The sequence below is a fragment of the Enhydrobacter aerosaccus genome, from assembly GCF_900167455.1.
Taxonomy (GTDB): domain Bacteria; phylum Pseudomonadota; class Alphaproteobacteria; order Reyranellales; family Reyranellaceae; genus Reyranella; species Reyranella aerosaccus.
In genome coordinates, this window is record NZ_FUWJ01000001.1 from 743,336 (window position 1) to 755,972 (window position 12,637).

Consider the following 12,637-nt stretch of genomic DNA (forward strand, 5'->3'; position numbering starts at 1 on the left):
TCAGGCGCATGACGCTTCATCTGATCAAGCTCGCGGTCGGCGTCGACTCGCTCGCCCATATGAAGAAACTTCAGAGCGAGCGAAGGAAGCAGCGCCGGCAGGGACCGCGTTCGCCGCATTGGGTATATACGCGCAACACGCCGCGCCGCGTCGAGGAGCTGCTGCCAGGCGGATCGCTCTACTGGGTCGTGCGCGGCGTCATCCGCTGCCGTCAGGAACTGGTCGGCTTCGACGAGGACTTCGACAAGGAAGAAGCCCACAAATACTGTCGGATCAAAGTCAAGCGGACGCTGATCCCGACCGCGCCTCAGGCCTGCAAGGCGTTCCAGGGCTGGCGCTATCTGGAGCCGAAGAACGCGCCGCCCGATCTGGCCGAAGGCGATTCCGGCGACATGCCACCGGAAATGGCAGCGGAACTGAAGCGACTCGGGCTGCTGTAGGAGGGCAGACGCTGGCCTGCGGCTTGCTTGACGGAGCGATGACGGCTTGCGCGGAGGGAATGATGACCACCAGGACGGCGGACGAGATCGGCAAGGAAGCCCACATGGGCACCTTGGGGACGGAGACCCACGACCGCCCGATCCCGCGAATCGATCTCGGTGACTTCGACCGTCGCAAGGCGGAGATCACCGAGGCGCTGTGGGCTGCTTCGACCGACATCGGCTTCTTCCAGGTGGTGAACCACGGAATCCCGATCGATCACATCCGCCGCGCCTTTGCCGAGACCGAGGCATTCTTCGCTCTGCCCGACTCGGAGAAGGCCAGACACCCGCTGGTCAAGAAGCTGAATGCCGGCTGGGAATGCCGGGCGCAGGTGCGGCCCTCCACCGGTACGGCCGACCAGAAGGAGTCGTATCAGATCACACGGCCGCACATGGAGCCGCTCGCCTTGTGGCCGGCGCCGCAGCTCCTGCCGACCTTCAGGACGACCATGCTGGCCTTCGAGGCGGAGGCCTGGGCGGTCGGCATGAAGATCCTTTCCTGCTTTGCCGATCGGCTGGGTTTTCCCAGCGCGTTCTTCACGCACGCCCACGATCCTGCGGCGCCCACTTACCAGAGCACGCTGCGTCTCCTGCATTACTTCGCGATCGATCCGGCGCAGCGCCAAAGTCTCGATCTGTGGCGCGCTGGAGCCCACACGGACTTCGACTGCCTCACGCTCCTGTTCCAGCAGCCGGGCCAGGGCGGGTTGCAGGTCTGTCCGGGCAAGGATCGCGAGGCGCGGTTGTGGACGCCGGTCGATCCGGTCGAAGGCGTCATCACCTGCAACATCGGCGACATGCTGATGCGTTGGAGCGACGACCAGCTGCAATCGACCTTCCACCGCGTGAAGACGCCAGGACCGGACGAGTACCAGGGCTCACGCTACAGCCTGGCATTCTTCTGCCAGGCTAACCGCGATGCGGTGATCGAGGGGCCAGGCAGGAAGTACGCGCCGATGACCGCCGAGGATTATCTGACCTGGCGCATCAACGCCAACTACGCGACCTACTGACGGTCGATCGCCGGGGCGGGATCAGCGGTTGGTGAGCTTGAGCTCGATGCGCCGGTTGCGCGCCGTGTCGGTCGCCGACAGGGGCTGGAACTCGCCATAGCCCGCGGCGACCAGATGGTCGAATGGGATGCCCTGCTTGTTCAGGAACTTCACGACGGCGATGGCGCGTGCCGCCGACAGCTCCCAGTTGGAGGGGAAGGCCGTCGTGTTGATCGGCTTCTTGTCGGTGTGGCCGTCGACCTGCAGCACCCAGGGAATGTCCTTGGGAATCTTGGCGCTGATCTCGAGCAGGCGTTGCGCCACGCTGGCCAGTTGCTTCTCGCCGCCGGGCTGCAGCTGAGCCGAGCCGGAGGGGAAGAGCACTTCGGACTGGAACACGAAGCGGTCGCCTACGATCTGCACGTCGCGCTGGCCGGCCAGTGCCTCGCGCAGCTTGCCGAAGAATTCTGAGCGATATCGCGCCAGTTCCTCGACCTTGCTGGCCAGCGCGCGATTGAGCTTCTGGCCGAGATCGACGATCTGCGCCTGCTGGTCCTTGGCTTTGGCGTCGGCAGCATCGAGCGCCGCATTCAGTCGCGCCAGCTCATCCTTCACGCTGGCGAGCTCGGCCGCCAGCCGCACGATGTTGGCCTTCTGCTCGGCCGACAGCTTTTGCTCGTCACTCAGGTCGGAGAACAGCTTGCCCTTTTCGTCGTTGGCGGCGGCCAGCGCGGCGGCGAGGCGGGTCATTTCGAGCTTCTGGCGCTCGGACTCCTTCTGGAGATCGAGGTTCTTGTCCTCGGCCGCCTTGGCCGACTGCTGCAGCGCCGCGTTGGCCTGACGCTGTGCCGCGACGTCGTTGGTGAGCCGGTCGCGCTCGGCCCGCAGCTGGCCAAGCTGCAGGGTGAGATTGTCGACATCGCGCTGCAGGGCCTCGGCCGACCGCTTCTGGAACGAAAGCTGGTCGGCCAGTGTGCCCACTTGTCGGTTCAGCGCATCGATCGCGGAGTCGCGGTTGGAAACGGCATTCGAGAGCGTGAACTGCGCGACGCTGAAGACGGAGATGAGGAAGATCATCACCATCAGGAGCGTCGTCAGCGCATCGACATAGCCCGGCCAGGTATAGTCGGCGGCACCAGAGCGACGGCGGGAGATGGCCGCCATCGATCAGTCCTCGCCGGCGCGGCGATCGCCCGGGATGGCCGCAAACGGCTGGCCCGGCGGATGGGTGAGGGCCACCGTCCGCGCCAGAAGGCGCAGCTCGCCGCGTAGCTCGTCGGCCAGTGCCGCGCGATCACGGGCGCCTTCCTCGACCAGCCGGGCGAGATGGCCTTCGATGTTGCGCTGGTGCGCCGCCACGGCGTCGCGATCGATATCGGGCAGTCGCTCGGCAAGCTTGGCCAACGCACCGCGAACCTCGTCGGCCTGGCGTTCCAATCGTTCCTCGATCCGCCTCGATTGCGCGAGATCGCGATCGGACACCGGCTGGTCGACCAATCGGCTGACCGCGGCCTGCAACTCGGCCAGCGCCCGCGCTTGGCGGCGCTCGCCTTCTTCCAGGGCGCGCGGCAACTGCTCCTCGACCGCGCTCGTGCGCTCCGACAGCTTGTTGACGGCTCCTCGCAGGTCGATCGAGAGCTCGGTGAAGCGCGCCAGCAAGGTCTGTTGCGTGCGCACGGTGTCCGCAAGCGACGACAGGCGTTCGACCAACGTGCCGTAGCTCGAGACCATCGACTGCCGGCTTTCCTCGACCCGCTGCAGGGCACGGATCAAGCCATCCGCACTTTCGGCGTTACGCTCGAGCAGGGCCTCGATATAGGCGGGAATGCTCGCGCGTGCTTCGCTGGCGGATGTCGGCCCCGACAGGCTTGTGGCCCGCGCCAGCCATTCCTCGAGCTCGGTGTGGAAGCGGCCCTGCGCCTGGCTGGCCTGCAGTTCCAGGAAGCCCAGCACTAGTGAGCCCGACAGGCCGAACAAGGACGCGCCGAACGCGGTCGCCATGCCCTTCAACGGGCCCTCGATGCTTGATTGCAGCATCGAGAACATCTGCAGCGGATCGCCCGCCGACACATGCAGGCCGGAGATGGCGTCGGCGACGGAGCCGATGGTCTGCAGCAATCCCCAGAACGTGCCCAGCAGGCCGAGGAAGATCAGAAGGCCGATCAGGTAGCGCGCCAGTTCGCGACGTTCGTCGAGGCGCGTGGCGATGCCGTCCAGCATGGCGCGCGCCGTGGTCGGCGACAGGCGGAACTCCTGCCGCTCGCCCAGCATGGCCGCCATCGGCGCCAGCAGGTTGATCGAGTCGGTCGGCAGCGGCGCCGCGTCGGCCTCGCGATGCTGGTACCGCCGGATCCACTTCACCTCGGGGCTGAGCAGGACGACTTGCCGGAAGACGAAGAAGATACCCAGCAACAGCACGGCGACGATGACGCCGTCGAGCATGGGCGTGTGCAGGAACACCCGGATCAGGTCCTCGCGCAGGGCGAAGGCAAGGCCCACCACCGCGACGAGGAACAGCAGCATCCGGACGAGATAGGGGAAGGGATTGCTCATGTCAGAGGCCGGCATGCGAAATGGGCACGGCTAAGACCCCAGCTCGGGATGGTCGGAACGCTGGCCATCGCAAGCGTGCCGGATGCCGCCTTTGTTCGAGGACTTCGGCATAACCGATTGCCTTTCAAGGGGTTTTTCGCCTCAGAAAGCATAGCCGTTGCCGGCCTCGTGCTCAACCGCACCAACATGACAACGCGCGGCGGCCGAAGTGGGGCGAAGGGTGCCTTCTGGCCGGCACAATCTGCCGACCCCGAGCCTGCAGCCTGGCGGGCCGCGTCGTGGCTAGGCGAGGGTCTCGACCATCGCGTCGCGCAACCCGGCATTGGTCGCCAGCAACGATGGGCTGGTGAGCGTGTAGGCGTTGCCGGCCGCGTCGTTCATCATGCCGCCCGCCTCGCGCACCATCAGCATGCCGGCGGCGACGTCCCAGGGCTTGAGGCCGTACTCGAAGTAGGCGTCGTAGCGGCCCGCGGCCACGAAGGCGAGATCGAGGGCGGCCGAGCCCCAGCGACGAACGCCGGCGGTCTTGGCCATCACCGCTTCGAGCTTGCGCAAATAGGCAGGATGGTCACCGCCGCGGCCGATATTCGGAATGCCGGTCGCCACCAGGGCGCGTGCCAGGTCCTTGCGGCCGGAGACGCGCAGCCGGCGCGAGCGCGCGTTGGGCGTGTCGATGAAGGCGCCGTTGCCTTTCTCGGCCCAGAACAGCTCGTCGGAAATCGGCTGATAGATGACGCCGGCAATGACCTCGCCGTCGCGCTCCAACCCGAGGGAGATCGCGAAATGCGGGACGCCGTGCAGGAAGTTCGTCGTGCCGTCGAGGGGATCGGCGATCCAGCGGTTGCGGCCGTCGCCCTTGGTCTCTCCGCCTTCTTCGCCGAGAAAGCCATACTCCGGCCGCGTCCGCTCCAGTTCGCGGCGCAGCGTGCGTTCGGCCTGGATGTCGGCTCGGCTGACGAAGTCGCCCGGTCCCTTCTCAGACACCTGCAGGTGCTCGACCTCGCCGAAATCGCGCTTGAGCGACTTGGCGGCGGCGAACACGGCGCGGATCATCACCGTGATGGTGGCCGAGCGGGGGGCAAGCGATTTGCGTTCGGCCGGACCGGGGCGGTCGCGGCCGACCGTCATCGGTGCGCGGCCGACGCGGGCGACGGGTTGTTCGCGGGGAGGACGATCTGGGGGGAGGGCCATTCGACCGGGCTCAATCCTTCGCGCGTTCCATGTAACTGCCGTCCTCGGTGTTGATCACCAGACGCGTGCCGACACCGATATGCGGCGGCACCATGACACGGATGCCGCCCTCGACGATGGCCGGCTTGTAGGAGGAGGAGGCGGTCTGGCCCTTCACGACGGCGTCGGCCTCGACGACCGCGAGCACGACGCTCTTGGGCAGGGTGACGCCGACCGGAGTGCCCTCGTGCAATGACACGAGCACTTCCATGCCGTCCTGCAGCCAGCGCGACTGGTCGGTATCGAGAACGTCGCTACCCACCACGAGCTGCTCGTAGTTCTCCTTGTCCATGAAGGTGAAGCCGTTTTCGTCCTTGAACAGGTACGTGCACTCGCGCTCGTCGATATGGGCCTGCTCGATCATCTCGCCCGAGCGGAAGCGTTCCTGCAGCTTGTTGCCTTCGCGCAGCGCCTTGGCCTCGATGGCCACGAACGCGCCGCCCTTGCCGGGGCTGATGTGCTGCACCTTGGACGCGACCCAGAGCTTGCCATTGTAGTCGATGACGTTGCCGGCGCGGATGGAATTGACGGGGACTTTCATGGGACTACCGGAGCTTGCCGTGGGCGGATGAAAATGGAATGCGGCCCCGTCCGCTGGACGCGGGACGAGGCCGGCGGCCGGCTTGTAACAAAGCCCAAGGGGGCCCGCAACGGGCCGATTCCATTAAATAAATGGCCGAAAAATGGAAAACGATCCGGCACGGTCGGTCGAGGGGCAGCATGGCCCTGATCCTAAGCCCAGGCCGCTGGCAACGACGATTCCGGTCTCCAACGCCGCCGCCGCGGCAAGGAAGTATCAAAGTCCCAGTTCGATCCGCTTCTTCCTTGGCAGGGCGGCGGCGATGACAGCGTGGGCCCGTCGGATATAGGCCTTGGTCTCGGCCGGTTTCAGGATGCGGGGATCGTCCAGCGCCACCCACTTTGCGCGCGCGAGATAGGGCGCCGGACGGAAGCCTTCGGACCGGCTGAGCGCCTCGTAGTGCTCTTCCGGACATTTGAAGCACAGCCGACCAACGGAATGACGTTCCGGGGCGATGAGGCAGAACATCTTGCCGCCGACCTTGAAGACGGTGACGCCTTCCCACTGCACCGTTCGGGTGACGGCGGGCAAGGTGGCGCAAAATCTGTCGATCTGCTTCGGCGTCATTGCGACACCCTACACGTCGGCGCACACGCATGCGATGGTCGGGCATGAACGAGTGGCGTCCCGACAAGCTCAGCCGCAGGCTGGCTCACCTCCAGGCCCGCAGCCGCCTGCAGATCGCGATTCGCGACTGGTTCCTAGCGCAGGATTTCCTCGAAGTGGAGACGCCCATCCTGCAGGTCGCTCCCGGGGCCGAGGTGCATCTGGCGGGGTTCGCGACCGACTGGGAGACGCCCGACGGCGCCGAGGAGCAGGTGCGCTGGCTGCACAGCTCGCCCGAGTTCGCGATGAAGAAGCTGCTGGCCGGCGGCCTGCCCAGGATCTTCCAGTTTGCCCGCGTCTTCCGTAACGCCGAGGGATCGGCGCTGCATCATCCCGAATTCACGATGCTCGAATGGTATCGTGCCGGGGCGGGCTACGAGACGATCATGGAGGATTGCGCCGCCTTGCTGAAGCTCACCGGCGTGCCCGAGTTGCGGTGGGAAGGGCAGAGCTGCGATCCGAAGGCGACGCCAGAACGGCTGACGGTCGCCGAGGCCTTTCACCGCTACGCCGGCGTCGATCTGTTCGCCACCATCGGTGATGCGGCCAAGCTGTCGCGCCTGTCGGGCATCGCCATGCATGCCGACGATTCCTGGGAAGACGTCTTCTTCCGGGTCATGTTCGACCGGATCGAGAGGAAGCTCGGCATGGGGCAGCCGACGATCCTGTGCGAATACCCGATCTCCATGGCGGCGCTGGCGCGCGCCAAGCAATCAGACCCGCGTGTTGCCGAAAGGTTCGAGCTCTATGTCTGCGGTGTCGAGCTCGCCAACGCCTTCGGCGAACTGACCGATCCCGCGATCCAGCGCGCTCGGCTGCAGGCCGACATGGACGAGAAGGAGCGGCTGTACGGCCTGCGCTGGCCGGTCGATCCCGATTTCCTCGCCGCGCTCGATCATGGCCTGCCCGATTGCAGCGGTATCGCCCTGGGCTTCGACCGTCTCGTGATGCTGGTCACCGGAGCCTCGCACATCGAAGACGTGCTGTGGTTGCCAGTGCGGTGAAGTCGAGGCGGTCGAGGCTCGTGGTTCAGTGGATGAGACGGATCGGTCGCTTCCTTCTGCTGGCACTCGCGCTGCTGGCGCCGGCTGCAGCACAGGCTCAATCGATCGTCGTGCCGATCTACGTCAACGCCGATACCTATTCACCGAGCCGGCATACCATCTGGGCGGCGCGCGGGGACGGGCCGCTGCGGCCCTATCTGTTCGACACCGGCGCTCCCTACTTCATGACCGTGCTGGATGCCGCCGGCGTCGCGCCGACCAACACGCTGACCTTCGCCTCCGGTATCAGCTATCGCTATTACGTCGCCCGGGAGCGCATCGCTCTCGGCACGCGCGAGGGCCAGCGCCTCGCCACGACCGGCAGCATCAACATCGGCGCGATCGCCTCGATCAATGGCCACCCGACGGCGGGCGAGCCGCTGCGCAACGGCACCTACGGCAATTTCGGCGCCTCCTTCTATGGCAAGGAATCGCTGGCTACGGTGCTGGCGCAGATCCCGCTGCCGGCCGGTCTGGAGCCAGGCTGGGTGATCGATATCGCTGGCCGGCGGGGCGATGTCGGCACCCTCAGCCTCGGCCTGACGCCTGACCTGTTGGCGGCGGCGCGGACGGCACCCGGCGCGATCGTCATGCCGATGGACCCGAGCGGGCGGCGCCTGCCCAACGGCAATGGCGGTTTCATTCCGGGGTACAACAAGGCGCAGGTGGCGGGAACCGAAGTCAGCCTCAGTCGCGGCGGCAGTACGGTCCGCAAACGGCTCGGGACCGTCTTCGATACCGGCGGTGGCCATAATGCCATCATCTACGATCCGAGCTTCATGCCGACCCGCGACGGCACGCTCGAGATCCGCTATGGCAGCCAGCGCATCCTGCGCTTCGCCACCGTGACGCCCTTCGGCGGGAAAGTGATCGTCAGCCGCAACATCTCGGGAGGTCTGCGGGTGAATCCCGGTGGAGCGGCCATCTTCGATACTTATAAAGTCGTATTCGCCCCCGTCTCCGGTCCGGGCGGAACCGGCGAATTGATCCTGGTCCCGGTTCGCTGATGCCGGGCAGGAATGAGGAGGCGAAAGCTCACGCGATGACGGTCGTTACCCTCCGCGAGGTCACTGCAGCGACAGTTCGAGCGATTTGCGCCCTGGAAACCGCGCAGGAGCAGAAGCGCTTTGTTGCTCCTAATGCCGTATCCATTGCCCAGGCCTACTTCGAGCCGCGCGCCATCTTCAGGGCGATATATGCAGAGGAAATCCCGGTCGGCTTCGTGATGTGGAGGACTGCTGACGAAGCGGAAACTGCCTATCTTTGGCGGTTCATGATCGACCGCAATCATCAGGGGAAAGGGTACGGGGAACGGGCGATCGCTCAATTGACCGATCTTCTCCGCGATACCGGATATCGGCGACTGACGACGAGCGTTGTTCTCGGTTGCGGCGGTCCGATCGATTTTTATCAGTCGAGGGGATTTGTCGAAACGGGAGCGACGACGACAAACGGCGAACGCGTTCTCCTCCGCATTTTGTAGGTCTCTCGTGGGCTTCCTGGACATACGTCACAGATATCGAGAGCGAATTCCCGCCCTGAGAAGTTGGAGGCGTCAACCGGGAATGGCTGGAACTTCGATCAGAAGGTCGGGATCATTGTGGATGAAGGTTATGGTCAGCGATCCTACGATCTCGGCTGAAGGAAGCGACCTGTCGGTGCCTTGCTGCTTCGAGTCGCCCGACGCATCGGCCTCCAGCCCTATTCCGCCAGCCTTCAGACGTTCTTTCAGCGCTTCCTGCTCCTCGACGGGGAGAGCGAAGCGGATCGTGGCCATGATGTTCGAGAACAAGGTGTGGTCGATGATCCATCCGCCGCTGGCGGAGATGGCTTCGGAGGCAGCGGTAACGGCCTGATGCCGTTCGACCTTGGTAACGCCCGACAGGTTCAGCAACTTTCGTCTCATATCGCTTTCACGACTCTCCGCCCGAATGCCCCTGTTTGATCGCCGCGTGCCGTCCATTCAAGCGTAGCGTGACGTTGAACCGGACCTCACGCGAGCCTATCTTGTTGCTGTCGATCTACTCGAAAGGATGCGGAGAGCGATGGATTTCCACCCAACAGCAAGACCTGTCTGCTTTGCCATTGGGGATATCCGTCGTCATGTCCGCTTCGATCGTTCTTTCAGGGATCACCTGGTCCACGCCTGACGGCTGGCCGCTCCTTTCCGATCTCGATCTCAGTTTCGATAGTCGCCGCACCGGCCTGATCGGCCGTAACGGTGTGGGCAAGAGCACTCTGCTCAAGCTCGTGTCGGGTGAATTGTCGCCACAGGTCGGTTCAGTCACCGTAAGCGGCACAACCAGCGTGCTGCGCCAGGCCGTTCAGGTGGAAGCAGGGCGGACCGTTGCCGATCTGTTTGGCGTTCGGGACGATTTGGCGTTGCTGCGTCGGACCGAGCATGGCGAAGCGACCGCGGAAGAGCTTGAACGCGCGGACTGGACACTCGAGACGCGCATGACGGTTGCGCTAGTGCGGTTCGGCCTCGATGTCCCGCCGGAGGCCGATTTGGCGTGTCTGTCCGGTGGGCAGCGCACGCGCGTCGGCTTGGCGGCGCTCGTCTTCGACGAACCGGATTTCATCCTGCTCGATGAACCCACCAACAATCTCGACCGTGAAGGTCGTGCAGCGGTTATTGAGCTTCTGGCCGGCTGGCGTTCCGGAGCGATCGTTGTCAGCCATGATCGCGCGCTTCTCGAGACGATGGATACGATCGTGGAGCTGACCACGCTTGGCGCTACCGTCTATGGCGGCAACTGGAGCCATTATCGCGCGCGCAAGGGAACGGAACTGGCAGCAGCGCAGCACGATCTTGCCGACGCCGAGCGCCGTGCAGGTGAGCTGGCACGCCGCGCCCAGGATACGGCAGAACGCCAGGCGCGCCGGGACAGCGCCGGCAAACGGAAGCGCGCCAAAGGCGACATGCCGCGAATCCAGATGAATACCTTGAGAAGTAATAGCGAGAACACGGGCGGCGAACAGGCACGGCTGGCCGAGCGCCGCCGCACCACGGCATTGGAGGAGGTTGCGGCAGCGCGCCGGCGCATCGAAGTGCTTCAGCCCTTATCGGTCGTCTTCGCATCTACGGGCCTGCCGGCGGCCAAGACGATCTTGCATGTCGACAGTGTCACCGTCGGCTACGAACCGGATCGGCCGATTTTGCGCGATATGACATTCTCGATCGTCGGGCCGGAGCGCGTTGCCATCGCCGGGGCGAACGGGACAGGAAAGACCACGCTGCTTTCAGTGGTGACCGGGGCATTGAAGCCTTGGAACGGGCGAGTGCGTATCGAGACACCGTTCGCGCTGCTCGACCAGCAGGTGAGCTTGCTCCATCGCCAGGCCTCCATCCGCGACAACTTCCTGCGACTCAATCCCGCTTCCGACGAGAACGGCTGCCGCGCTGCATTGGCCCGCTTCATGTTCCGTGCCGACGCGGCGCTGCAGATCGTTTCCAGGCTTAGCGGAGGTCAGATGCTGCGAGCCGGTCTTGCCTGTGTCCTGGGAGGCAAGGCGCCGCCGCCTTTGCTGATCCTCGACGAGCCCACCAATCACCTCGACCTCGACTCGATTGAAGCGGTGGAGGCGGGCCTGCGCGCCTATGACGGTGCCTTACTGGTCGTCAGTCACGACGAGGCGTTCCTTGCTTCCGTCGGCATCTCGCGCCGGATCGAACTTACGAAAGCAGCGCGTTGAAGGCCCGGACCGCTGCCTGTGGTCCGTCCTTGTGCTCCCACACGTCGTTACCGATGGCGAGAAAGTCGGCGCCGGCGGCGATCAGCGGCCTGGCCGTGTCGATGGTGACGTTGCCGGTCGCCACGCAGGGAACCTCGAACAAGCCGCTCCACCATTCGATCAGGTCGAGATCGGCGGCGGCGAAGGCGACATAGTCGGCTCCCGCTTCCGCCGCTTCCATGGCGAGGTGGCGCGAGGAGGGGCAAACGACGCCGACTTGTCGATCGGGGCCGACGATCCGGCGTGCGTCGGCGCAGGCTTCCACGCCGACTTCGACTCCATCGCAATCGAGCTTCACGGCGAGATCGGGTCGGTCGGCCAGCACGAAAGCCACGTCGCGCTGCTGGCAAACCGGACGCAGCGTATCGGCGGCGCGCGCGATCGTGCCGTCGTCGGCATCCTTCAGGCGAAGCAGGAAGGCCGCGACATCGCCACCGTCGAGGGCAGCGCGCAGGTCGGCGGCGAAGAGTGCCGGATGGTCGATGCGATCCGGGGACACGAGGTAGAGGCGGCAGGTTTCTGCAGGAGGCACGTCGTTGCGTCAGTCGGTTCGAGGAGAGGGGGGAGGAGAAAGGCGGGAAAGGGTTAAGGCACGCCCCACTTCCGGGCAAGTCGAACATAGGCGCCGTCGGTTTGCATTTCGGCCAGTGCCTTGTCGATGGCCGCGAGAAGTGTCGGATTGTTCCGGGAGACGCCGATGCCCAGTGGCTGTGGGTCGTCGGGCACCTGGGCGGCGATATGCAGGCCCGGCGTTTGTCGCGCCAGCCAGGCGGCAACCGGATAGACCTTCATGACCGCATCGATCCGGCCGGCGGCAAGGTCGACCATGGCATCGGCGATCCTGGCGAACGGATAGACCTTGATGCTGCCGATCTCACCACGGGCCAGCATCACCTTGGCAATGTCCTCGTCCGTGGTCGCCGCCTGGACGCCGACGGATGCATGTTTGAAATCCGCGAGGCTCTGGAGCCGGGCCGCGCGGCGTTCGTTCACGACCAGGCTGAGGGTGGTCGTCATGTAGGGCGTCGACCAGGCGAGAAGCTGTCGGCGCTGCGGCGTGATCGTGATGCCTCCCACGATGCAGTCGTATTTCCCGGCCTGCATCTCTTGCAGGATCGTTTCCCATTGGGTGTCCACGAACACCGTGCTGAGGGACAGTCGCCGGGCAATTTCATTCATGAGATCGACTTCGAACCCGATCCGCTGTCCGTCGGATACATATTCAAAGGGCGGGTTCACGAAGTAGGTGCCGATCCGAAGCGTGCCCGGTGACAGGGTCGGACCGCGGTCGGCCTTGGATGCGCAGGCCGACAGAAAGGCAAGCGGAGATAGGGCGATGCTGCCGACCATCTTCGCGGCCCAGCGGCGCGATGGATGTCCTGGCGTCATGTCCTCGGCCTGTCTTCGGATGCTACT

14 protein-coding genes are annotated in these 12,637 nt (G+C 65.0%); 6 read left to right on the top strand and 8 right to left on the bottom strand.

Annotated features, from left to right (window positions below; translation table 11 throughout):
* Positions 1 to 8 precede the first annotated feature (8 nt).
* Together B5D62_RS03425 and B5D62_RS03430 are read left to right on the top strand one after the other, a co-directional pair.
* Positions 9 to 440, top strand: a complete 432-nt coding sequence (locus tag B5D62_RS03425; protein ID WP_085932399.1) for a DUF1489 family protein — start codon at positions 9 to 11, stop codon at positions 438 to 440.
* 62 nt (positions 441 to 502) lie between these two features.
* Positions 503 to 1,495, top strand: a complete 993-nt coding sequence (locus B5D62_RS03430) for an isopenicillin N synthase family dioxygenase (protein WP_085933505.1) — start codon at positions 503 to 505, stop codon at positions 1,493 to 1,495.
* Between the two features lie 21 nt (positions 1,496 to 1,516).
* Here the strand turns inward: B5D62_RS03430 and B5D62_RS03435 are convergent, their stop codons facing one another.
* The 5 genes from B5D62_RS03435 to B5D62_RS03455 form a co-directional block, all read right to left on the bottom strand.
* Positions 1,517 to 2,638: a peptidoglycan -binding protein gene (locus B5D62_RS03435; protein WP_085932400.1), complete on the bottom strand. Its 1,122-nt coding sequence runs from the start codon at positions 2,636 to 2,638 to the stop codon at positions 1,517 to 1,519.
* 3 nt (positions 2,639 to 2,641) lie between these two features.
* A complete protein-coding gene (locus B5D62_RS03440) occupies positions 2,642 to 4,027 on the bottom strand; it encodes a flagellar motor protein MotA (RefSeq protein ID WP_178097476.1) in 1,386 nt (461 codons plus the stop codon).
* 282 nt (positions 4,028 to 4,309) lie between these two features.
* The gene (locus B5D62_RS03445) at positions 4,310 to 5,155 is read right to left on the bottom strand and encodes an inositol monophosphatase family protein (protein WP_085932401.1); all 846 of its coding nucleotides are present in this window, start codon (positions 5,153 to 5,155) and stop codon (positions 4,310 to 4,312) included.
* A gap of 73 nt (positions 5,156 to 5,228) precedes the next feature.
* Positions 5,229 to 5,798, bottom strand: a complete 570-nt coding sequence (efp, locus tag B5D62_RS03450) for an elongation factor P (RefSeq protein ID WP_085932402.1) — start codon at positions 5,796 to 5,798, stop codon at positions 5,229 to 5,231.
* A 255-nt stretch (positions 5,799 to 6,053) separates the two neighbouring features.
* Complete coding sequence (locus B5D62_RS03455) at positions 6,054 to 6,404, bottom strand: MmcQ/YjbR family DNA-binding protein (protein ID WP_085932403.1); 351 nt, start codon at positions 6,402 to 6,404, stop codon at positions 6,054 to 6,056.
* A gap of 44 nt (positions 6,405 to 6,448) precedes the next feature.
* Here B5D62_RS03455 and epmA point away from each other — a divergent pair, with 44 nt between their 5' ends.
* From epmA to B5D62_RS03470, 3 genes are read left to right on the top strand one after another with little or no spacing between them, the layout of a single operon-like run.
* Positions 6,449 to 7,447: an EF-P lysine aminoacylase EpmA gene (epmA, locus tag B5D62_RS03460; RefSeq protein ID WP_231714707.1), complete on the top strand. Its 999-nt coding sequence runs from the start codon at positions 6,449 to 6,451 to the stop codon at positions 7,445 to 7,447.
* A gap of 32 nt (positions 7,448 to 7,479) precedes the next feature.
* On the top strand, positions 7,480 to 8,493 hold the full coding sequence (locus B5D62_RS03465; RefSeq protein ID WP_085932405.1) for a hypothetical protein: 1,014 nt from the start codon (positions 7,480 to 7,482) through the stop codon (positions 8,491 to 8,493).
* Between the two features lie 35 nt (positions 8,494 to 8,528).
* Positions 8,529 to 8,969 (top strand): GNAT family N-acetyltransferase, encoded by a 441-nt coding sequence (locus B5D62_RS03470; protein ID WP_085933506.1) that lies wholly within the window; start codon positions 8,529 to 8,531, stop codon positions 8,967 to 8,969.
* 72 nt (positions 8,970 to 9,041) lie between these two features.
* Here the strand turns inward: B5D62_RS03470 and B5D62_RS03475 are convergent, their stop codons facing one another.
* Positions 9,042 to 9,449: a hypothetical protein gene (locus B5D62_RS03475; protein ID WP_231714708.1), complete on the bottom strand. Its 408-nt coding sequence runs from the start codon at positions 9,447 to 9,449 to the stop codon at positions 9,042 to 9,044.
* A 140-nt stretch (positions 9,450 to 9,589) separates the two neighbouring features.
* On the opposite strand from B5D62_RS03475, the gene B5D62_RS03480 reads away from it, so the two are divergent.
* Positions 9,590 to 11,182 carry an ABC-F family ATP-binding cassette domain-containing protein gene (locus B5D62_RS03480; protein WP_085932407.1) on the top strand — a complete coding sequence of 531 codons (1,593 nt, stop codon included), beginning with the start codon at positions 9,590 to 9,592 and terminating at the stop codon, positions 11,180 to 11,182.
* On the opposite strand, the gene B5D62_RS03485 is transcribed toward B5D62_RS03480, so the two are convergent.
* Positions 11,163 to 11,753 (bottom strand): thiamine phosphate synthase, encoded by a 591-nt coding sequence (locus tag B5D62_RS03485; RefSeq protein ID WP_085932408.1) that lies wholly within the window; start codon positions 11,751 to 11,753, stop codon positions 11,163 to 11,165. The two genes, B5D62_RS03480 and B5D62_RS03485, sit on opposite strands and share 20 nt — an antisense overlap.
* A gap of 53 nt (positions 11,754 to 11,806) precedes the next feature.
* The gene (locus tag B5D62_RS03490; protein WP_085932409.1) at positions 11,807 to 12,610 is read right to left on the bottom strand and encodes a substrate-binding periplasmic protein; all 804 of its coding nucleotides are present in this window, start codon (positions 12,608 to 12,610) and stop codon (positions 11,807 to 11,809) included.
* Between the last annotated feature and the right edge of the window lie 27 nt (positions 12,611 to 12,637).

Coding starts and splice junctions, on each gene's coding strand:
- B5D62_RS03470 (WP_085933506.1), top strand. CDS start 8,529: ATGACGGTCGTTACCCTCCGCGAGGTCACTGCAGCGACAGTTCGAGCG.
- B5D62_RS03480 (WP_085932407.1), top strand. CDS start 9,590: ATGTCCGCTTCGATCGTTCTTTCAGGGATCACCTGGTCCACGCCTGAC.
- B5D62_RS03445 (WP_085932401.1), bottom strand. CDS start 5,155: ATGACGGTCGGCCGCGACCGCCCCGGTCCGGCCGAACGCAAATCGCTT.
- B5D62_RS03435 (WP_085932400.1), bottom strand. CDS start 2,638: ATGGCGGCCATCTCCCGCCGTCGCTCTGGTGCCGCCGACTATACCTGG.
- B5D62_RS03440 (WP_178097476.1), bottom strand. CDS start 4,027: ATGAGCAATCCCTTCCCCTATCTCGTCCGGATGCTGCTGTTCCTCGTC.
- B5D62_RS03425 (WP_085932399.1), top strand. CDS start 9: ATGACGCTTCATCTGATCAAGCTCGCGGTCGGCGTCGACTCGCTCGCC.
- efp (WP_085932402.1), bottom strand. CDS start 5,798: ATGAAAGTCCCCGTCAATTCCATCCGCGCCGGCAACGTCATCGACTAC.
- B5D62_RS03430 (WP_085933505.1), top strand. CDS start 503: ATGACCACCAGGACGGCGGACGAGATCGGCAAGGAAGCCCACATGGGC.
- B5D62_RS03490 (WP_085932409.1), bottom strand. CDS start 12,610: ATGACGCCAGGACATCCATCGCGCCGCTGGGCCGCGAAGATGGTCGGC.
- B5D62_RS03475 (WP_231714708.1), bottom strand. CDS start 9,449: ATGGACGGCACGCGGCGATCAAACAGGGGCATTCGGGCGGAGAGTCGT.
- B5D62_RS03455 (WP_085932403.1), bottom strand. CDS start 6,404: ATGACGCCGAAGCAGATCGACAGATTTTGCGCCACCTTGCCCGCCGTC.
- epmA (WP_231714707.1), top strand. CDS start 6,449: ATGAACGAGTGGCGTCCCGACAAGCTCAGCCGCAGGCTGGCTCACCTC.
- B5D62_RS03465 (WP_085932405.1), top strand. CDS start 7,480: ATGAGACGGATCGGTCGCTTCCTTCTGCTGGCACTCGCGCTGCTGGCG.